General features: G+C 61.4%; 15 protein-coding genes. 6 read left to right on the plus strand and 9 right to left on the minus strand.

Going from position 1 to position 20562, the window contains the following annotated elements; translation table 11 throughout:
* Positions 1–2: 2 nt before the first annotated feature.
* Positions 3–134: a hypothetical protein gene (locus tag LDZ28_RS32755; RefSeq protein WP_255784979.1), complete on the minus strand. Its 132-nt coding sequence runs from the start codon at positions 132–134 to the stop codon at positions 3–5.
* Positions 135–177: 43 nt separating this feature from the next.
* Between LDZ28_RS32755 and LDZ28_RS28960 the strand changes: the two genes are divergently transcribed.
* Positions 178–783, plus strand: coding sequence for a septal ring lytic transglycosylase RlpA family protein (locus LDZ28_RS28960; RefSeq protein ID WP_244831194.1), 606 nt, complete (start codon positions 178–180; stop codon positions 781–783).
* Positions 784–827: 44 nt separating this feature from the next.
* Here LDZ28_RS28960 and LDZ28_RS28965 read toward each other — a convergent pair whose 3' ends face one another.
* The 5 genes from LDZ28_RS28965 to LDZ28_RS28980 all read right to left on the minus strand — a co-directional run bounded on the left by LDZ28_RS28965 (position 828) and on the right by LDZ28_RS28980 (position 5933).
* A complete protein-coding gene (locus tag LDZ28_RS28965) occupies positions 828–3035 on the minus strand; it encodes a TonB-dependent siderophore receptor (protein WP_244831195.1) in 2208 nt (735 codons plus the stop codon).
* Positions 3036–3260: 225 nt separating this feature from the next.
* Complete coding sequence (locus LDZ28_RS28970) at positions 3261–3659, minus strand: hypothetical protein (protein WP_244831196.1); 399 nt, start codon at positions 3657–3659, stop codon at positions 3261–3263.
* Entirely contained in the window at positions 3656–5215 is a 1560-nt protein-coding gene (locus LDZ28_RS28975) for an FAD-binding oxidoreductase (protein WP_244831197.1), read from the minus strand. Before LDZ28_RS28975 ends, LDZ28_RS28970 begins: the two co-directional genes overlap by 4 nt.
* A gap of 8 nt (positions 5216–5223) precedes the next feature.
* The gene (locus LDZ28_RS32760; protein ID WP_255784980.1) at positions 5224–5355 is read right to left on the minus strand and encodes a hypothetical protein; all 132 of its coding nucleotides are present in this window, start codon (positions 5353–5355) and stop codon (positions 5224–5226) included.
* A gap of 101 nt (positions 5356–5456) precedes the next feature.
* The gene (locus tag LDZ28_RS28980) at positions 5457–5933 is read right to left on the minus strand and encodes an SgcJ/EcaC family oxidoreductase (RefSeq protein WP_244831198.1); all 477 of its coding nucleotides are present in this window, start codon (positions 5931–5933) and stop codon (positions 5457–5459) included.
* A 237-nt stretch (positions 5934–6170) separates the two neighbouring features.
* Between LDZ28_RS28980 and LDZ28_RS28985 the strand changes: the two genes are divergently transcribed.
* The gene (locus LDZ28_RS28985) at positions 6171–6956 is read left to right on the plus strand and encodes an alpha/beta fold hydrolase (RefSeq protein WP_244831199.1); all 786 of its coding nucleotides are present in this window, start codon (positions 6171–6173) and stop codon (positions 6954–6956) included.
* Between the two features lie 6 nt (positions 6957–6962).
* Here LDZ28_RS28985 and LDZ28_RS28990 read toward each other — a convergent pair whose 3' ends face one another.
* Together LDZ28_RS28990 and LDZ28_RS28995 are read right to left on the minus strand one after the other, a co-directional pair.
* Positions 6963–7877, minus strand: a complete 915-nt coding sequence (locus tag LDZ28_RS28990) for a LysR family transcriptional regulator (protein WP_244831200.1) — start codon at positions 7875–7877, stop codon at positions 6963–6965.
* Positions 7878–7950: 73 nt separating this feature from the next.
* Entirely contained in the window at positions 7951–9423 is a 1473-nt protein-coding gene (locus LDZ28_RS28995) for a winged helix-turn-helix domain-containing protein (RefSeq protein ID WP_244831201.1), read from the minus strand.
* Between the two features lie 265 nt (positions 9424–9688).
* Between LDZ28_RS28995 and LDZ28_RS29000 the strand changes: the two genes are divergently transcribed.
* The 4 genes from LDZ28_RS29000 to LDZ28_RS29015 are packed head-to-tail and all read left to right on the plus strand — an operon-like array spanning position 9689 to position 19494.
* On the plus strand, positions 9689–10369 hold the full coding sequence (locus LDZ28_RS29000; protein WP_244831202.1) for a response regulator transcription factor: 681 nt from the start codon (positions 9689–9691) through the stop codon (positions 10367–10369).
* Between the two features lie 15 nt (positions 10370–10384).
* Positions 10385–15367: an AAA family ATPase gene (locus tag LDZ28_RS29005; RefSeq protein WP_244831203.1), complete on the plus strand. Its 4983-nt coding sequence runs from the start codon at positions 10385–10387 to the stop codon at positions 15365–15367.
* Between the two features lie 12 nt (positions 15368–15379).
* Positions 15380–18322, plus strand: a complete 2943-nt coding sequence (locus LDZ28_RS29010) for a PAS domain S-box protein (RefSeq protein WP_244831204.1) — start codon at positions 15380–15382, stop codon at positions 18320–18322.
* Complete coding sequence (locus tag LDZ28_RS29015; RefSeq protein ID WP_244831205.1) at positions 18319–19494, plus strand: hybrid sensor histidine kinase/response regulator; 1176 nt, start codon at positions 18319–18321, stop codon at positions 19492–19494. The genes LDZ28_RS29010 and LDZ28_RS29015 overlap by 4 nt, the downstream gene beginning before the upstream one ends.
* A 20-nt stretch (positions 19495–19514) precedes the next feature.
* On the opposite strand, the gene LDZ28_RS29020 is transcribed toward LDZ28_RS29015, so the two are convergent.
* The gene (locus LDZ28_RS29020) at positions 19515–20336 is read right to left on the minus strand and encodes an alpha/beta fold hydrolase (protein WP_244831206.1); all 822 of its coding nucleotides are present in this window, start codon (positions 20334–20336) and stop codon (positions 19515–19517) included.
* Between the last annotated feature and the right edge of the window lie 226 nt (positions 20337–20562).

Raw genomic sequence — 20562 nt, forward strand, 5'->3', positions numbered from 1 at the left:
CGTTAGAGCGTGGTCCCATCAAGCGTCAACTTGTCGTTCGGGAGCGATTCGTGCATCCACGGCACGCGTAGCGAATGGATGGAAAGCACGTAGAGCATCGCATGCTCGTCGTACGAATAATCAAAATCAAACATACGAGGCGTCAATGGCTGCACAAAGCCCAAGGAGAAGAGACGAATGCGACTTCGTACGATGGGGAATGACACCCTCAGCACGATACATCTGAAGGAACGAGCGCGAAGATCGAAGATTCGAGCGCTTGTCTTCGTCACGCTGACGTGCTGGCTCAATGCCGCATTCCCGGCGGCGCAAGAAAAAACGCATACGCACACACACGCGCACGAGCGCGCGCAGAAGCATGCGCGTCATAGCCAGGAAAACGTGAATGCGACAGCAAAAGCGGCAGCCGCGGAACCCGTGAATCTCGACCGCTCCGGCAAGGAACGCAAGGGCAAGGCTTCGTATTACGGCCGAAACTTCTACAAGAAGAAAATGGCCGACGGTACGCCGATGAATCCGCAATCCAATTCGGCGGCAAGCAAGACGCTTCCGCTCGGTACGAAAGCGCGCGTGACGAATCTGGAGAACGGCAATAGCGACGTAGTCGAGATCAGGGATCGCGGTCCTTACGTGAAAGACCGGATCGTGGATGTATCGCCGAAAACCGCCGATAAGCTCGGCTTGAAGGAAAACGGCACCGCGCCCGTCGAAGTCAAACCCGTGGAAGTTCCACAGGCCGATGGTACGGTGAAGCCGGGCGCAGGCGCGACTTCCTCTAACTGAACCGGCGCGCGATCATCGGCGTAATGAAGATCGCGCGCGCGGCATCAAAAGTCCGCAGTCACCGACATCAGCAACGTACGCGGTTTTCCCATTGTCAGATAGGCGCCCGTCGTCGACGACCAGTACGATTTGTTCGTCACGTTTTCAACCGTGGCGCGCAGCGTCGTTACGTGCTTGAACACGGTCGTCGTATAGCGCGCGCCGAGATCGAAGCGGTCCCACGCGGGTATCGATAAATGGTTGGCCGCGTCCAGATACTGATTGCTCGTGTGGATCCACGCCGCGTTGAACGTCAGGCCGGGCACCCAAGGCAGATCGTATTCGCCGCCCAAATTGAAGAGATAACTCGGCACACCAATGGGCCGATAACCATCGGTTGCGCCGCCGTTCGTATCGAGTTGCTTCGCGTTCAGCAACGTCGCGCCCGCGAGCACGCGCACGCCCTTGAGCGGTTCGCCATACACCGACATTTCGATTCCGCGATGCCGTTGCGTTCCGTTCGTGGCGAAGATGTTGCTCGTGCTGTCCGTGTACGCCGTGGGCTGCTCGATCTGGAACAGCGCGAGCTCCGCGCCAAACCGATTCGTGTCGTACTTCGTGCCCACTTCGTATTGCTTCGTGCGGTTCGGCGAGAGCGTCTGCCCGACATTGGCGGCACCGAACGGCGCCGTCTGTCCTGCCGCGAGCGACTCGGCGCGATTCGCGAAGAGGGAGATCGTGTTGGTCGGCTTCACGACGAGACCGAAGATCGGCGTGTTGATCGACTGATCATAGGTGTTCGAGATCGCGTCCGTGCCGACCGTATAGTTGTTCTGATGCAGTTGCTGATGACGCGCGCCGATGGTGAAGAGCACGCGGTCGTTGAGAAAGCCGAGCGTATCGGATACTGCGAAACTGCGCGTGAGGATGCGGTCCGCGAGACCCGGATCGGAGAAACTGCCCGCGACGAAGCTCGTCGCCGCCGGTTCCGGCACGACGCCGCCGCCATAGAGCGTCGTCGGGAAGGGCCCGCTGAAGGCGAATGCCTCGCGGTCTTCGACGCTCGTGATGGCAAAACCCGCCGAGACGAGATGCGAGACCGGACCCGTCACGAAGCGGCCGCGCACGCCGGCTTCGCCGGACAGCGCGTCGGTGGTGCGCAATACGTCGCCGCGCGTGCTCGTGGTGCCCGTGAGCGCGTTGAAGGTCGGTGACGAATACGTGCCGTCCTCGTGTGTGCGCCGGATGCCGCCACTGGCGTATGCGGTCCATCCAGGCAAGAAGTCGTATTCCGCGCGCGCGATGCCTACCGTGTCTTCCAGCGTGCTATGCGTCCACGGCTGCGCGAAGTTGTGCGTGGCGGACAGCGGCTCGGGCACCACGTCGCCCGTGACGGAAACCGTCGAGCGGCCCTGGTCGATGTTCTTGCGCTGATAAAGGAAATCGCCATACAGCCGCAGCTTGTCGCCGCGCCAGTCGAGCGAAACGGCGGTGGTCTGGTTATGGCGGAACTCGTCGTCGATGCTGGTTTCGCCGCCGTCTATCGAGCCATTCACGCGAACGCCGAACTGTCCTTCGCTGCCGAAGCGCCGGCCTACGTCGACGTGCGTGCCGATCTGACCGGACGCGCTGCCATCGACGGTGACGCGCGTGAGCGGTTTATCGTCGGCGCGCTTGAGTTCGAGATTGATGCCGCCGCCGATTGCCGAGCCAGTCGGCGAGGCGCCGTTCAGGAACGCGTTGGCGCCTTTGAATACGTCGACGCGTTCCAATACATCAGGCGAGACGAGCTGACGCGGCGTGATGCCGTACAGGCCGTTGAGCGAGATGTCGTCGCCGTTGAGCTGGAAGCCGCGAATCACGAATACTTCAGAGAAGTTGCCGAAGCCGTAGGCGGGACGAACGGCGGGATCGTGCGCCAGCAGATCGCCGATGGTGCGCGCTTGCGAATCCTCGATCGCTTTCGCCGTATAACTCGTCATGCTGAACGGAACATCTATGAGCTTCTGACTGCCCAGCACGCCGAACTGGGCGCCGCGCGCAACCTGTCCGCCCGCGTATGCGGGTTCGAAATCGCCGGGAAGCGTTTCGGCGACGCCGCGCACGTTTACGGCGGGCAGCGCGGTGTCTGCATTGGCCGGCGATGCCTGCGGCTCCGTTTGCGCTCGTGCGGTGACACTTAAAGAGGCGGGCAACACGGCGCAGACAAAAAGTCGAAGAACCGCCGCATAAACTTTGCGAACGCGCGGGCGCGACAGAGCAGTTGCTGACATAGCGAAGAAAATCCGAAGGAGAACCGCTGTTAGAGGTGCTATGCGTTGCCACGTGTGGTGCTGAGAAGATGCGATGCGGTCGTCGCGAAAGGACGGATGCATGCGTGCTGCGATTCTAGTGAAATGCGAACGATTCGCATATACGTTTTTTCAAGCGCGTCGAACGGTGTTGCAGGTCGACAACCGAAAGCGTTTGCGTCGATCGATCGGCAGATAGACGGTGTTTCAATCAACAGAGGATTGCTTCAGTCGCTCCATGCGCCATGCGACGAGCGCCTCGGCATTGCATGCAAGCTTCGTCATGCGCAGGCCGCACGTCCATGCGAGACGCGAGAGAACGAAGGCATCCGCGTATGTCGTCAGACCGGCAAGGGGCACGCCGAGCGATGCATCCGGAAGCAAGCGTTCGTGCCATAGCAAGCCGGCATCGTTTCGCCATGCAACGACGCGCGCACCGTTCAAGCTCGCGCGATGCGCAAACGCGCGGCTATCCGAGCAACGTTCATCGCATACGACGAGGAGACGCATGCATGCCGCCTTCGTATCGCCGATGCTTTCGATGGCCCACGCATACGCCGCCGCCAGGGATACGCCAGTCAAGAATTCGCGGCGGGCGGGTCTCATCGAGCATCCTTCGACCAAGCGGCAGGCCAGATACCCTGCTTGCCGGGCGACAGAATGCCATTCGGATCGAGCGCGGTTTTCAGCGTGTTCGTGAGCCGCATCAACGCGTGATCGTTGAAGTCGTATTGCGAAGCCGCAAGGTCCATATACGCGAGATGCGTGCGATATTGGCCATAGCCGGCCTGGCCCGCATCCTCGATCAGCGTGCGCACCAGCGTGCCCGCAGCGTTTGTTCGAGCGCTGTCGTCGCGGTCGAAAATGGCCGCGAAGATGTGATGCATGTGCCGCCGTTCCGCCGTGAAGCCGCCGTAGTAATCGAAGCCGAACTGTGCGGCGCGGTCACGCACCATCATGTATTGCTTGGTTGCATCGGCGCCGGTTGGCGGGCATATCGGCGAGAAGTCGACATGCGCGCCCGAACCGCCACGCCAGTTCAGCATGTTGAACGCATCGAGTCCGGGAATGCCGACCTGACTGCGATCGCCGCCGCCTGTCGGTTCATCGGATGCGTCGCGATAGGGCATGTCGAAGAGGCGTGCATCGGCAATCGATGCAAAGCGCCGATGGATGATGTCGCGCCGCACGTTGACCAGTTCGCGCGGTCCATAAAGACAGAAGCGCAGGTTCCAGCGGCCGATGTCGATGTCGCGCGCCATTGCGTCGATGGTCGCTTCGGGCATCGCACCGGGGCCGTCGTACCACCGCTTGCGTGTCGATACGCCCGCCGCCCAGCGCACCGCGCTTTCGATGACAGCGCTGCTCTGTATCGTGTCGTCCAGCTTCAATGGCCGCAGCGTTTCGACGATCCGTTCGAGGTCGGTATCGCGTTTGAAGGCATAGCGCGCGATCATGTAGCCCTCGGGCTCGGGCATGAGCCACACGCCGAGCTTGGTCACGATGCCCAGATTCGACTGCGCGAACATGGCGTCATAAGAAGGACCGAAGCCGGGCTTGAACACTTGCCAGTCGCGGCTCGCGTTCATGGCGCCCATCCCGGTGCGCACGACATCGCCGTTTGCAAGCACCACTTCCATGCCGCATTGCATCGCGGCGTGGTCGCCATACGGCGTCGTGCCGTAACCGCGCTCGAGCGTATTGCCGATGACGCTGCCCCAGCCCGCCGCCGGCGGATCGAGCCATAAACGCGTACCACGCGCCTTCAATTCACGATACAGGTCGTAGTAACTCACGCCGGGTTCGACGAGCGCATAAGCCAGTTTTTCGTCGATCTCGAGTATGCGGTTCATGCGTTGCAGATCGAGCACGACGCTGCCCGCAAGCCTTGGCGCCGCGCCGCCGTAAGCGAAGTTGCGTCCCGTCGATACGCTCCACAGCGGCACTTTGAATCGGTTGGCCACTTGCAGGACCGCGCGGATCTGCTCCACGCTCGATGGCATGACGACCGCTGACGCTTGCCACATGCGGGCATCGCCGGGAGCGAAAGGATCGAGATAAGCAGGCTGCGCCTCATTCGACGAAAGCACGGCGGCGCGGCCAACTATGTCGATGAACGCAGTCAGCGCGCTTTCAAAGTCGCGCGGAGGCGGCGTCGCCACCGCGCGCGTCAATAGCCGCCGCTGCTGCCGCTGCTCGATGACGTGCCCGACGAGCTTGCACCGGCGCCGTCGGTCTGGCAGCCAGCGAGGGATAGGGCGAGCACGGCAAGCAATAGCGAAAACGCACGAACGAGTTTCATGGGTCACTCCAGGTCGAATAGCTACGAGGCGGCCGCAAGACACGGCATCCTCCATCTAAACGAACCGGGCGCGCGGAATATTCCCTTGGTTCTGCTCTCGCTTATTCGAGTACGGTGTTAGGCGTCGCGCTGAACGACATGAAGCGGGCGATGGACCATTGGCCGTCCGGTTGCCGCTGGAAAATGTCCATGCCTGTTTCTTCGGTCACGCTCTCTTTGTCACCCATGCGGGCGGTGAGCGTCCAGAACAATCGCACGATGGCGATATCGCCGGAAACGATGATCTCGCGAATGTCTGGGATGTCGTATTGCAAGCTTAGTCCGGGCTTCGCGAACAGCATCGCGAGCTTCTTGCAGATCGTGTCGCGATTGCCATCGAGCGCTTCCGGGACGGTCGAGACCAGGTCGGGCGCGAAAATATCGCAGACGCCTTTGGCATCGCGCGCGTTGAAAGCCTTTGACCATGCTTGCAGCCTTTGCGCGATCGCGGCCTTGTCGGCGTTTGCATCGGCGTGAGCAGGCGTCGTCACGACAATGCTCGCGAGCATTGCACCGGTTGTCAGCACTCTCTTGATCATGAAAACGCTCCAAGTCGACAAGACCCGATGGCGATTCTAAGTGAGATGCATGGTGTCGAGCGGCATCCGGGGTGCTCTGCTTCTTCCCTTACTTCCACGGTTCGCGCTGTCCGACGCCTTGCTACGGCAGCGAATTCAATCCCAGCGTGATCGAGTGACGATCATGTTGAGCGAATTATCAATCCATACGATCGCACCTAAGATGCTCTTTCGTCACTAAACCCGAGGAGCATCGCCATGAACATCGAAACACGCGGCGCGAGGATTCACGTCAAGGAACAAGGAAGCAGCGAGCCGGCACTCGTGTTTCTCCACTACTGGGGCGGATCGTCACGGACATGGGACGGCGTTATCGGCGCATTGTCGAACGCTCGACACACCATCGCGCTCGATCATCGTGGATGGGGCGAATCCAGCGCGACCGAGCAAGCCTACGCAATAGCCGATCTTGCAAACGACGCAGCAGACGTCGTCGAAGCACTGCACTTGCAGCGCTATATCCTGATCGGCCATTCGATGGGCGGCAAGGTCGCGCAATTGCTCGCATCGCGCAGGCCTCGCGGATTGCAGGGCGTCGTGCTTATCGCGCCATCGCCGCCCTCACCGATGCAGCTTCCCGATGCCCAGCGAGCCGCGATGGCCGCAGCCTACGACTCGCGCGAATCGGTCGAATGGGTCATGGATAACGTGCTCACCGCAAGTCCGCTTGCGCCCAAGTTGCGCGAGCAAGTGATTGCCGACAGCTTGCGTGGCGCGCCGCAAGCCAAGGCGGCGTGGCCGAACGCCGCCATGCTCGAAGACATCACGAATGATGTCGGGTCGATCAGTGTTCCCGTCACGGTGATCTCAGGCGAACTCGACCAGGTGGACCGCGTCGAGACCTTGCGGAAGGAACTGTTGCCTCGCATAGCGGATGCGCGCCTTCATGTCTTGCCCGGCGTCGGGCACTTATCGCCACTTGAAGCGCCAGCAGCCGTGGCTGCGCTTCTCGAAAAGTTCATCGACGAACTGCAAGCGCGTTGAACGGAATCAGCGTGACGTGCGGTCCCAAGGCGGCTCGTCGCCGAACGCGGCGACCAGACTATCGAGCAGAAGCCGCACTTTCAGCGGCATATGTCGTGCGCTCGGATAAACCGCCTGAATCGCCAACTCCGGCGTCCGATAGTCCGGCAGCAGCGCGACGAGATTCCCCCGCGCGATGTGTTCGCCGAACACGAAGGTCGGCCCATACGCGATACCCGCGCCCGCAAGCGCCGCAGCCAGCAGCATCTGCGTGTTGTTCGCGGCCATGCGGCATGGCCCGTCGATGACATGTGCGCGGCCTTTCGTATCGGCGAGCGTCCAGTCTCCCACCGACACCGCTTCGCTGAACGCGAGTCGCGGCGCTTGCCGCAAGTCGTCGGGGTTGCGCGGCGTGCCGTGTCGTTCGACATAGCCGGGCGATGCGCAGATGACCATTCGACACGGCGCGAGCCTGCGCGCGACGAGGCCGGAGTCGTTGAGGCGACCGATACGTATCGCCACGTCCACGCCGGCTTCGAGCAGATCGACATAGCGGTCGTTCAACGACACTTCTATCGTGACATGCGGATGCTGCTCAAGATATGCAGCGAGGACATCGCCGAGATGCATCGCTCCGAACGTGACGGGCGCCGCGATTCGCAACACGCCACGCGGCTTGTCCTGTGCGTCGCTCGCCTCGCGATTGGCCTCTTCGTAGGCTTCGAGGATGCGTTTGCATCGCTCGTAATAGTGTTGGCCGACCTCGGTCAGACTCAGCTTGCGCGTCGTGCGATGCAGAAGCCGCGCGTTCAGTTCGGCTTCGATTGCGCTCACGTACTTGCCGGCCATCGCGGGCGATAACCCGAAACGTCGCGCGGCAGCGGCGAAACTGCCGCCATCGACGGTCGCGACGAATACTTCGATGCCGGTCAGGCGGTCCATGCGTTCCTCGGCTTTCGTGGCGGGATTGACCTGGTGCCGCGTGATCTTCTCACGCTTCGCTTAACGTCTAACCTTACTCGACAACGAGACCTCGCGGGGTGTCGGGCTCATTCGCTTCGTCGGCACCGGAAAAGTCGACGCAATGTTCCAGATAACGCGCGAGACGCCCGGCGATTGCCGTGCTGTCGTCCTCCGCCGCGAGCCTTTCCAGCGCATACGCACGCATCGATTCCGATAACCGGTAGCGCACAACGGGGCCGTCATATTCGACGATCAACAGCGATTTCGCGGCGAGTTCGCTCGCGGCGTCGATCACGGTTGCGAGCGCGAGTCCGTCATCCCATGCGACAGCGCACAGGGCTTCGAACGAAAACGAGTCTTCGAAAACGGCCATCCTGCGCAGCAAGGTCTTCTCCTGCGCGGCGAGCGGCCCGTAGCTCCAGTCGAAATTCGCACGCAACGTCTGATGACGCGGCAGCGCGGTGCGGTATCCGCCAGCGAGCATGGACATACGGTCGTTCAGCCGCCGATGAATATCTTCGAGGCCGAGCGCGGCAAGACGCGCCGTCGCCAGTTCGATGGCAAGCGGATTGCCGTCGAGCCGCCGGCATATCGTCCCTATGCGGCCGATCTGCGCGCTGTCGTCGCCGAGATTGCGCTGCACGGCGCGGCCACGGCGGAGAAAGAGCCGCACGGAAGCATGTTCGAGCGCTTGCGCATCCGTCGATCCGGCGCGCGGCACGTCGAGCGGATCGACACGATAGAGCGTCTCGGACATGATGCGCAATGGCTCGCGGCTCGTAACCAGAACGCGGATGCCGTCATTGGCGGCGGCGAGCGCATCGACTATTTGCGCGGCATGCGCAATCACATGCTCGGCATTGTCGATGAACACGAGTCCACGCTCGGGCAGCGACGAGAAGTCGAGCGGCTCGTGTTCCGGCAAACCGCATGCGCGCGCGATGGCTTCTTGCACCGAGCGCGGGTGGTCGAGTCGCGCGAGATCGGCGAAGAAGATCGGCTCTGCGCGCGCCGCTGTCCATTGACGCGCCGCTTCGAGCGCGAGCGCCGATTTGCCGATGCCGCCTGCGCCCACGAGCGTGAGCACTTGCGTCGCGGCGAGCATCGTGGAAATACGGGCAAGCGCGTCTTCTCGTCCGATGAGTTCCGGTCGAGCGAAACGCGCCTCGGCATGCGGACACGAAGGTCTGACAGTTCGCCTTGTCAGTCTGTACCCACGGCCCGGCACGGTCACGATAATGTCGCGATCACTGCCCAGGTTTTTACGCAGGCTGGATAAGTGAACCTGGATATTGTTTTCTTCGACGACGGTGCGCGGCCAGACTGCGCTCATCAATTCGTCCTTGGTGACGAGGCGCCCTTCCGCTTTAGCCAGCACGACGAGAATATCGAATGCGCGCGAGCCCACGGACATGATCTCTCCTTGACGGTGCAAGGTACGCGCTTCGAGGTCGATCCGTATGCCGCCCAGATCGATAATGCCGCTGTGCGATCCGGGTAAGGGCAACTCGGCAATGGCGTTCATGGTGTCGTTCCGTTTGCGATGGATGTCCGATCACATAACCGATCCTATGCTTCCCAGCCTTTGCGCCCGATGAGAAAATCATTAAGCTTAGTTAACTCCGCGCCTTCATTTGTAATTCGTGAATGCCTTGCCATTTTCCGCGCGCACGTTAACTTAATTTAATAATGACCGGATTTATGCGCGGACCATGCGGGCGCATAATGCACGGCGGGAAGCCCTGTACTCGAAAATCAGAGTGCGCTTCGAGCCTGTTACGAGCCATAAAATGAAAATCCTGGTCATCGAAGACAACGAGCAAGTCGCCGGATTCTTGCGCAAGGGTTTGGCCGAAATGGGCCATGTCATCGATTGCGCGGACAATGGCCGCGACGGCATGTTTCTCGCGGCCGGCGAGACCTACGATTCGATCATCCTCGACCGCATGCTGCCGGGCGGTATCGACGGCCTCGGCATCATCTCGGCGTTGCGCGCGACCGGCAACAAGGTGCCTATCCTCATTCTGAGCGCGCTTGGCGAAGTGGATGAACGCATTCGCGGCCTCAAGGCCGGCGGTGACGATTACGTCGTCAAACCCTTTGCGCTGGGCGAAGTCGCGGCGAGGCTCGACGCATTGACGCGACGCTCGCAAGAAAACCTCGTGGACACGGCGTTGAAGGTAGGCGATCTGAGCATCGACCTGCTTTCGCGCAAGGTCGTGCGCGCGGGCAAGGCCATCGTGCTCAAGCCGCGCGAATTCAAGCTGCTCGAATATCTCATGCGCCACGCGGAACAAGTCGTGACGCGCACCATGCTGCTGGAAAACATCTGGGAATATCACTTCGATCCGCAGACCAACGTGATCGACGTGCACGTGAGCAAGCTGCGTCAGAAGATCGATACCGGCTTCGACAAGTCGCTGCTCCTGACCGTCCGCAATGCCGGCTATATGCTGACCGCAGAAGCGTAGCGGGAGGGCGCGAGCATGCTGGAACTGCGGAACTTCGAGCGGCGAACCCTGTGCGATGACGGCGAGTTCGTCCTGTCGCGGCTGTGGCGTCGCGAAGACGCGCAGACCTGGCTTGCCGTGGCGCTGCCTGTGGCGCACGTGGCGCAAGTCGTGGAGAGTCAGGCGCGGCTCACGCGTGCGTTCGAACTGCGCGCGCTACTCGACAGCCCGGTTCTCACGCGGCCGCATGCGCTGGTGGAGTTGCGTGGCGCGGCCACGCTTCTGCTCGAAGATCGTGGCGGTGTTTCGCTTGCATCGATATCTGCGGGAACACTCGGCGTGCATGAGAGCTTGCGCATCGCGGTGAATCTTGCAGCGGCGCTCAAGGTGCTGCATGCGCGTGGCGTCATGCACAAGGACTTGCGACCGGCCAACATACTCGTCGATGTAGCGAGCGGCGAAGTGGCGCTCACGGGTTTCGGACGCGCATCGAGAGCAACGCGCGAACGTCCCGCAACGGAACTCGCGCCCGTGACCCTGGACGCGCTCGCTTACCTTTCGCCTGAGCAAACGGGGCTCACGAATCGCGGTGTGGATTCGCGCTGTGACTTGTATTCGCTTGGCGTCGTGTTCTACGAGATGCTCGCGGGCAAGCTGCCGTATCGCGCCGCGTCGCCCGCCGAATGGCTGCATTGTCATATCGCGCGTCAGCCGATTCCGCTTGCCGAACAAGCGCCTCACGTGCCGCGACAGTTGGCCGCCATCGTCGCGCGGCTCCTCGCGAAAGCCGCCGAGGAACGCTATCAGACCGCGCTCGGGCTCGAACACGATTTGCGGCGCTGTCTCGATTCATGGCAACGCAGCGAGCGTATCGAAGCGTTCACGCCGGGCGAGCACGACGCGCCCGAGCATCTGCTCATTCCCGAACGCCTTTACGGACGCGAAGTCGAAAGCGCGGCGCTCGCGAACGCATTTCAGCGCGTGGCGCAGCAAGGTCGCTCGGAATTCGTGCTGGTGTCGGGCTACTCGGGTATCGGCAAATCGGCGCTCGTTGGCGACCTGCAAAAGAGGCTCGTGGCCGGTAACGGGCGCTTCGCATCAGGCAAGTTCGATCAATACAAGCGCGACATTCCCTACGCCACCCTCGCGCAATCTTTTCAGCAATTGATCCGCCAACTGCTCGACGATAAGGCCTTCGACCTGCCGTCATGGCAGACGCGTCTTGCCGATGCGCTTGGCGCGCATGCGCAACTCATCGTCGATCTCGTGCCGGAACTGGAACGTGTGATCGGTCCGCAACCCGCTGTGCCGGCGCTCGGGCCACGCGAGGCACATGTGCGTCTACAAGCGGTGCTCGCGCGTTTCATCGGCACGTTCTGTGGTCCAGGCGAGACGCTCGTGCTCTTTCTCGACGATCTCCAATGGCTCGATTCCGGCACGAGCAGCTGGATCGAATATATGGCGGCGTCCGCGGATACGCGTCACGTGCTCTTCATCGGCGCGTATCGGGACAACGAAGTGGGCCCCACGCACACGCTCTCACGCGTGCTCGCGACGGTGCGCGAAACCAGCACGCCGCTGCATCTCATTCTGCTGGCGCCCCTTGCGCCCGGCGATGTATCGAATCTGCTGACCGACACTCTGCATGCCGACGCCGCTGAAGCAGAACCGCTCGCCAGCCTGCTATTCGACAAGACCGGTGGCAATCCCTTTTTCGTGGTGCAGTTCCTGCGCATTCTCGAAGAAGAACGGCTGTTGCATTTCGACCGCGATACACGCGTTTGGCGCTGGGAAATCGACGTTATTCGTGCGGCGCGTTTTGCGGAAAGCGTCGTCGATCTGATGGTGGAGCGCATTGCGCGCGCGCCGCAAGCGACGCAAGACATGCTGAAGTGGTTCGCGTGTCTCGGCAACGCGGCAACGGATGCGACGCTCGCGCAAGTGTGTGCCGATGCCGTAGGCGACATCGACGCCGCGCTCGGCAATGCGGTCGAAGCAGGTCTCGTGTATAGGCGCGAGAACGGTTATGCATTCGTTCACGACCGCGTGCAGGAAGCAGCCTACGCGATGATTCCGCCCGGCGAGCGCGCGCTCGCGCACTTGCGAATCGCGCGAATGTTCGATGCGACCAAAGCGCATGACGCCGAGGCCGACATCTTCGAGATCGTCAACCAGTACGATCGCGCGATCGCATTGGTCGATAACGCGGCGGAACGGGAGCGAATCGTCGAGCTCAATTTGCAGGCGGGCAAGCGCGCGAAGGCTTCGTCGGCGTTCGGTTCCGCCTTGACGTACTTTTCGACGGGAAGCGATCTTCTCGATACCGCTCGATGGCACGACGACTATGCGCGCAAGTTCACGCTGGAAAGCAACCGCGCCGAGTGCGAGTTCCTGACAGGCGATACCCAAGCCGCGTGCAAGCGACTGACCGAACTCGCCGAGCGGGCAAGCACGCTGCCGGATCGCGCCATTGTCACGTTCCTGCGCGTCACGCTCTACACCGCGCTCGATCAGATGCAGCTTGCCGTGCAAACGTGTCTGGAGTATTTGCGGCACGTTGGTATCGAGTGGGAGCCGCATCCGGGACGAGCCGCCGCGCGCCTTGAATACGACGCGCTGCTTCGGCAGATCGGCTCGAAGCCGATCGAACGCCTGATCGACCTGCCCTTGATCGAAGCGTCCGATCTCGCCGCCACGCTCGATGTGCTCACGGCCGTGCTGCCGCCCGCGTTCTTCAGCGACGAAGACCTCGTCTGCCTGGTGCTGTGCCGCATGGCGAATCTGAGCGTGGCGCACGGCAACAGCGATGCATCGTCGCTCGGCTATGCCTATCTCGGCATGGTGACGGGTCCTATCTTCGGCGACTATCAGGCGGGGTTCGGCTTTGGACGCCTGGGACTTGCGCTCGTCGACGAACGCGCGCTCGACCGCTTCAAGGCGCGCGTCTACATGTGCTTCGCGTATCACGTCACGCCGTGGACGCGGCACATTCGCACGAATCTGCCCTTGTTGCGCCGCGCGTTCGATGCCGCGACGGAGAGCGGCGATCTGACTTATACGGGCTTCAGCAGTTGCACGTTGATCACGAGTCTGCTGGCTGCGGGCGAACCGCTTGCAGACGTGGAGCGCGAGGCACAAGAGCGGCTGTCGGTCGTGAAGAGCGCGAAGTTCGGGCTTATCGTCGATATCATTACTTCGCAGTTGCGGCTGATCGGTCACTTGCGTGGCGACAGCGTGCTTCTCGCGGGGTTCGACGAAGCCGAGTTCGAGCGCCGCCTCGAAGCCGATGCCAGTCTCGCGATTGCCGCATGCTGGTACTGGATTCGCAAGCAGCAATGGCTCCATTTCGCCGATGACATAGCGGGCGCCGCCGCCGCGGGCGATAAAGCCAGGCCGCTCTTGTGGACCTCCGCCGGCCACTTCGAAATGGCCGAATACTATTTTCATGCGGCGCTGGTGCTTGCACGCATGCACGATCCGCGCAAACACGATGTGTCGGCAACACTGGCGGAGTATCACGGCAAGTTGCAGGTCTGGGCCTATCACGGTCCGGCGAATTTCGGCTGCCGGGCGGCGCTCGTGGAAGGCGAAGTCGCGCGCATCGAGAACCGGCCGTTCGACGCGATGCGTCATTACGAAGACGCTATCGCGCTCGCACGCGAACATCGCTTTGTGCAGATCGAAGCGCTGGCCCATGAAACGGCCGCGCGCTTTTACATCGAACGCGAATTCACGACTATCGCTCATGTCTATCTGGGCCATGCACGGCGCGCGTATCTGCGCTGGGGCGCGATGGCGAAGGTTCACGCGCTGGAGCGGCTTCATCCGGAACTCGTCGAAAGCCCTGCGGAAAGCCTGACGGCAAGGAATGTCGTGGCGGAACGCTTCGATGTGGAAACCGTCGTGCAGGCGTCGCAGGCAATCTCAGGCGAGATCGTGCTCGAACGGCTCTTGCGCACGCTCATGACCATCGTGCTCGAACATGCGGGCGCGCGTCGCGCGGTGCTCGTCTTGCCGCGCGAAGAGAAACTTTGGATCGAGGCGCAGGCCGTATCCGGCAGGGACGGTGTGCAGGTCCGCATGGAAAGCGCTCCGATGACGCCGCGTGAATTGCCGGTATCCATCGTGCACTTCGCCATGCGCATGCGGGAGCGCGTGCATATCGACGACGCCACGTTGCCCAATGAATTCTCCGCCGACGAGTATCTGCGTTCGAGCGGCGCGCGCTCGGTGCTCGTCGTGCCCATCATCAAGCAGGCCAAGCTCAAGGGCGTGCTGTATCTCGAGAACGATCTCGCGCCCGGCGTGTTCACGGCAGCGCGTATCACGGTGTTGACACTGCTTGCGTCGCAGGCGGCTATATCGCTCGAGAACGCATCGCTCGAACAGAAGGAGGCCATGCTCGAAGAGAAGGAAGCGTTGCTTCACGAAGTGCATCATCGCGTGAAGAACAATCTGCAACTCATCAGCAGCCTGCTCAATCTGCAGGCTTCGCGTGTGGAAGACAAGGCGGTAGCCGAACTCTTCGCCGAAAGCCGCAACCGTGTGCGATCGATGGCGATGGTGCACGAAAACCTTTATCGTGCTGGCAATTTCGCTCGCATCATGATGGCGCCGCACGTGAGGAACCTGTGCAAGCATCTCGCGCAGGCTTACGACATGCGGCGTCTCGGCGTGGACATGGACGTGGTCGTCGACGATATCCAGCTCGACATGAATCGCGCGGTGTCGTGCGGGCTCATCATCAACGAGCTCGTGTCCAATGCGCTCAAACATGCGTTTCCGGAGGGACGCGGCGGACTGTTGCGTATAGAGCTTCGTATCACGGACAAGGACCGTTGCCGCCTCGTGATCGCTGACGATGGCGTGGGACTGTCGCCCGCGTTTTCGCTCGATCAGGCCGACACGCTCGGGCTGCAACTCGTGCATGATCTCGCGCATCAATTGCACGGCAATGTCGATGTGAACCGCGCAGGCGGCACGGTCTTCACCATAGCCTTCGAAGCCGAAGCAAGCTGACCTCAACGAACGATGGCACCTGCACGCATCCTGATTGTGGAAGACGACCGAGTGGTCGCCCGCGATATCGCCCAGCAAATGATCCGCAACGGTCATACGGTGGTTGGCTCGACCGCGCGCGGCGAAGATGCGCTCGTGCTGGCGAAGGAAGTGCGTCCCGATCTCGTGCTCATGGATGTGCGGCTCGAAGGCAAGCTCGACGGTATCGACGCCGCGCGGCTTTTGCGCGAGCAATTCAGGCTGCCGGTCGTGTTCCTGACCGCTTATGCCGACGAGGAAACCGTGCAGCGCGCCACCACGGCCGAGCCGTTCGGTTATGTGCTCAAGCCATTCGACGACACGCAATTGCGCACCGTGGTCGAAATGGCGCTCTACAAATACGCGGCCGAGCGGCGCATGCGCGAAAGCGACGAGCGCTATGCGGTGACGCTGTCGAGTATCGGCGATGGCGTGATCGCAACGGACCCGGAAGGGCGCATCGACTTCATGAACGCGGTGGCCGAACGGTTGACGGGCTGGCCACGCAATGAAGCACGCGGCCGCTTGCTGGGCGAGGTCTTTTGCGTCGTCGATGAAATCACGCGCGAGCCGGTGTCGTCGTTCTTGCGCGCGGATGAAGACATCGGCTTGCCGAGCCGCAATCTGCTGATCGCGCGTCACGGCCACGAAGTGCCGGTGGAAGCGAGCGGTTCGCCTATCGTCGATGAACGCGGCGAAGGGCTCGGCATCGTGTTCGTGTTCCGCGATGTCACGCAACGGAGGCGCGCGGAAGAAGCGGAGATTTTGCGTGAGACCAATGCACGATTCGAAGCGGCGATGTGCGGATCGAATGTCGGCGTATGGGAAATCGACATGCCCGACGGCGATTTTCGCCACGGCAAGGCACGCTTCTCGAACATCTGGGAATGGCTCGGCTATGGCGGCAAGGAGCCATTGCTCGACTACGAGTCGTACATGAGCGTGGTGCATCCGCAGGAACGGGCCGCGACCGAAGCGGCCGTCGAGCGTTACCTCGAACATGCGGATGGCGTGTTCGAGATGGAGAACCGCCTCTTGCATAGCGATGGCAGCGATCGCAAGGTGCTGGTACGCGGCATGGCAAGGCGCGATGCGAACGGTAAGCCCGTGCGCTTCGTCGGGAGTCTGGTGGACATCACCGAGCTCAAGCACGCCGAGAACGAACTACGCGCGAGCGAGGAACGCTTTCGCGGCACCTTCGAGAACGCGGCCGTGGGTATTGCGCATTGCGACCTCGAAGGCCGCTTTTTGCGCGTGAATCAGCGTGCTTGCGAGATCGTCGGATACGAACGCGATGCGTTGCTCGGCAAGCGCCTGCGCGATGTCACCGACGACGACTTCGTGACCGGAAGCCTGCAACGCTATTTCATGTTGACCGAGGGCGGCGTTTCGCATTACTCGGAAGAGAAACCGCTCGTGAGACGCGACGGTCAGCGCGTGTGGGTCAATTTATCGGTGGCGCTGCAATACGACTCTTCCGGGCACACGAGTCACACCATCGCCATCATTCAGGACATCTCGGCGCGCAAGGCACTGGAAGATGCGGTGCGCGTGGCGCGCGACGCCGCCGAAGCGGCCAACAAGGCGAAGGATCAGTTTCTCGCGAATATCAGCCACGAATTGCGCACGCCGCTCAACGGCATTCTCGGCTATGCGCAAATCTTGCGACGCGATGAAACGTTGAGCCGCAGACAGTTGTCTAGTCTTGGCGTGATCGAACAGAGTGGCGAGCATCTTCTCATGCTCATCAACGATTTGCTGGACTTCGCGCGCATCGGTGCGGGCAAGCTCGAAATGCAGGTGCGCGATGTGCCACTCGGTCCGTTTCTCGATGTCATCGCGGAGATCGTCGGCGTGCGCGCCCAGCAAAAGGGCCTGCAACTCCACTATCATGCGGCGCCGAATCTGCCGCGCGCGATCAGCGTCGATGAAAAGCGCTTGCGTCAGGTGTTGCTCAATCTGCTCGTCAATGCAGTGAAGTTCACGGATCAGGGCGAAGTCAGTCTCGCGGTTTCGGAAATATGGCCCGGACGTCTGCGCTTCGAAGTGAAGGACACGGGAATAGGTATCAGCCCCGACCGGCTCGATGTGATCTTTCAGCCCTTCGAGCAGGCGGGCGAACTCACGCGTCGGAGCGGCGGCGCGGGACTCGGTCTTGCCATCAGCCGGCAACTCGTGCGCATGATGGGAAGCGATATTCACGTCGCGAGTTCGCTTGGCCGAGGCAGCGCGTTCTGGTTCGAACTCGACGCGCCCGGCGCCACGGCGCAACCCGTGCCCGCGATTCTGCCGGTGGGCGTCACGCGCTATGAAGGCCGCGAGCGTCACATACTCGTGCTCGACGATGTCGCGGCCAATCGCATCCTGCTCGTCGATACCTTGCAACGTAGCGGCTTTCGCGTATCGCAAGGAGAGAACGGCCGCGAAGGACTCGCGATGGCGAGCGAGGACCGGCCCGATCTGATCGTCGTCGATACGCTCATGCCGGTGATGGGTGGCATCGAGATGCTGGAGCGTCTGCGCGCGCTGGAAGCGTTGCGCGACGTGCCGGTGATCGCCGTATCGGCCGATGCATCGCGCGGCAATGCGCAGGCCAATCTCGCGGCGGGCGCTAATGTGTTCATCGAAAAGCCGCTGAATCTGCATGTGCTGCTCAAGGAGATTACCGGCCTTCTGGCGTTGCAATGGGCGCCGCGCACGGGAAGACATGCTCGGGCCGACGAAGCGCTCGTCGTGCCGCCGCCCGAGGAAATGGCGCTGCTGCATCGCTTTGCGCTGCTCGGTTCGATGCGCGACATCATCGAGCGGGCCGAGCATCTGACGGTACTCGACAAGCGCTATGAAATTTTCGCAACGCGTCTGCGATGTCTTGCCGCCGGGTACGAATCGCAAGCGCTGTTGTCCCTGATCGAAGAACATCTGGACCCAAGCTCGTGAGTACGCAAGACTTACCCGATACCGCCACGCCAGTCGTTCTCGTTGTCGACGATACCGCAACGAATCTCGGCCTCGTGGTCGATGCGCTCGAAGGAAACAACCTGCGCGTGACCGTTGCGCGCGATGGCCGCGAGGCGCTGGGCCGCGCCGAACTCGTGCAGCCCGATCTGATTCTGCTCGACGTGATGATGCCCGGTCTCGACGGTTTCGAGACCTGCCGTCAGCTCAAGGCCAACCCGAACACGCGCGACATTCCGGTCATCTTCATGACCTCGCTCACGCAGACCGAGGACAAGATCACGGGCTTCAGCGCTGGCGCCGTGGACTTCGTCACCAAGCCACTGCACATGGAGGAAGTCGCCGCGAGAGTGCATACGCATCTCAAGTTGCGGGCTTTGCAGAAGTTGCAGCGCGAGCAGAATGTGCGGCTCCAGGAAGAGGTCAACACGCGCAAGCAGGCGCAGGAAGCGCTGATCGAAGTCATCAACGGCGTGCGCAACGTGTCGAATGCAATCGCCCATGATTTGCGTACGCCGCTTGCCGAACTGCGTTCGCGTCTCGAAGTGCTGATGATCGGCTTGCGCAAGGAAGGGAATGAAGCCACGCTCGCGCAACTGGAGCCCGCGCTTGCGGATGTCGATCGCGTGATCGGCATCTTCAATGCGCTCTTGCGGCTCGCCGAAATCGATGCGGGCGTGCGTCGCTCGGGTTTCGAGTCCAGCGACTTGCTCGCCATTGTCTCGGATGCAGTCGAGTTCTATCAGCCCGTGGCGGAACTGCGTGGCGTGACGCTTTCCATGACGCAGGCGGACGAACTGTACGCTGTGGTCGATCCCTTGCTGCTGGCGCAGGCTATCGGCAATCTGATCGATAACGCTATCAAGTTCGCGCGTGAAAATGGCGAGGTCGAAGTGTCGCTCCTGGCGCGCGATGACGGCATAGAGTTATCCGTATCCGACGATGGCCCCGGTATTCCCGACGCGGAAAAGCACAAGGTCACCGAGCGGTTCTATCGCGGCGACGCGAGCCGTGGGACGCCCGGTGTGGGACTTGGGCTCGCGCTCGTCAAGGCGGTGGCGACGTTGCATCACGGCAAACTCGAATTCGCCGATAAGCATCCGGGATTAAGCGCGGTACTGACTATTCGGTCGGCTGACATGCTCGCTTCGTAGCGAGCATGTCTCGTGAAGCATCAGGTTTGCAAAAACGCCAGCAGATCCGTATTCACGCGATCGGCTTCCGTCGTGCACATGCCGTGCGGCGCGCCAGCATAAACCTTTAGCGTCGCGTTCTTCACGATCTCCGCCGTGCGTCGTCCCGACGCTTCTATCGGCACGATTTGATCGTCGTCGCCATGCAAAACGAGCGTGGGAATGTCGATTTTCTTCAGATCATCGGTGTAGTTCACTTCCGAGAATTGCTTGATGCACTCGTACTGGCCTTTGATCGAACCCATCATGCCCTGCCGCCAGAACTCGTCGATGTTGCCTTGTATGACCTTCGCGCCGTCACGGTTGTAGCCCAGAAACGGTACGGCCAGATCCTTGAAGAATTGCGAGCGATTCGAAGCCGTATTGTCGCGGATGCCGTCGAACACCGACATCGGCAAGCCGAGCGGATTACTCTCGGACTTGAGCATCATCGGCGGCACGGCTCCGATCAGCACGGCCTTCGAGACGCGCGCGCTGCCATGACGTCCGATGTAATGCGCAACCTCGCCGCCGCCCGTCGAATGGCCGACGAGCATGGCGTCCTTCAGATCGAGCGCGTCGAGCACGGCGGCGAGATCGTCCGCATACGTGTCCATGTCGTTGCCTTCCGAAGTCTGGTCGGAGCGGCCATGACCGCGACGGTCATGCGCAATGACTCGGTATCCCTTCTGCGCCAGAAACAGCATTTGCGGGTCCCATGCATCCGCGCAAAGCGGCCAGCCATGCGAGAAGACCACCGGCTTGCCGCTGCCCCAGTCCTTATAAAAAATATTCGTGCCGTCCTTGGTCTTTACGGTGCTCATGGCGTGTCCTTTAGCGATGTTGGTCGAGCGCGTGCGCTAAGAATCATTCCTTGAGCGCGACGCGTGGACCGAATCTTAGCCGCGTGGAAGACGCCTGAACTTGAGAAAAGATTAATTGTTCTTAAGGCGGTTTAATCGCGGTGCATGCTCCCGCCAGCGAAAGGCGAAGTCCTGAAATTCATTTCCTGAAAATCCCACGCGCGAAAAATTGAAGTGCATTTTCTTA

This window comes from Caballeronia sp. TF1N1, assembly GCF_022878925.1.
Lineage (GTDB): Bacteria > Pseudomonadota > Gammaproteobacteria > Burkholderiales > Burkholderiaceae > Caballeronia.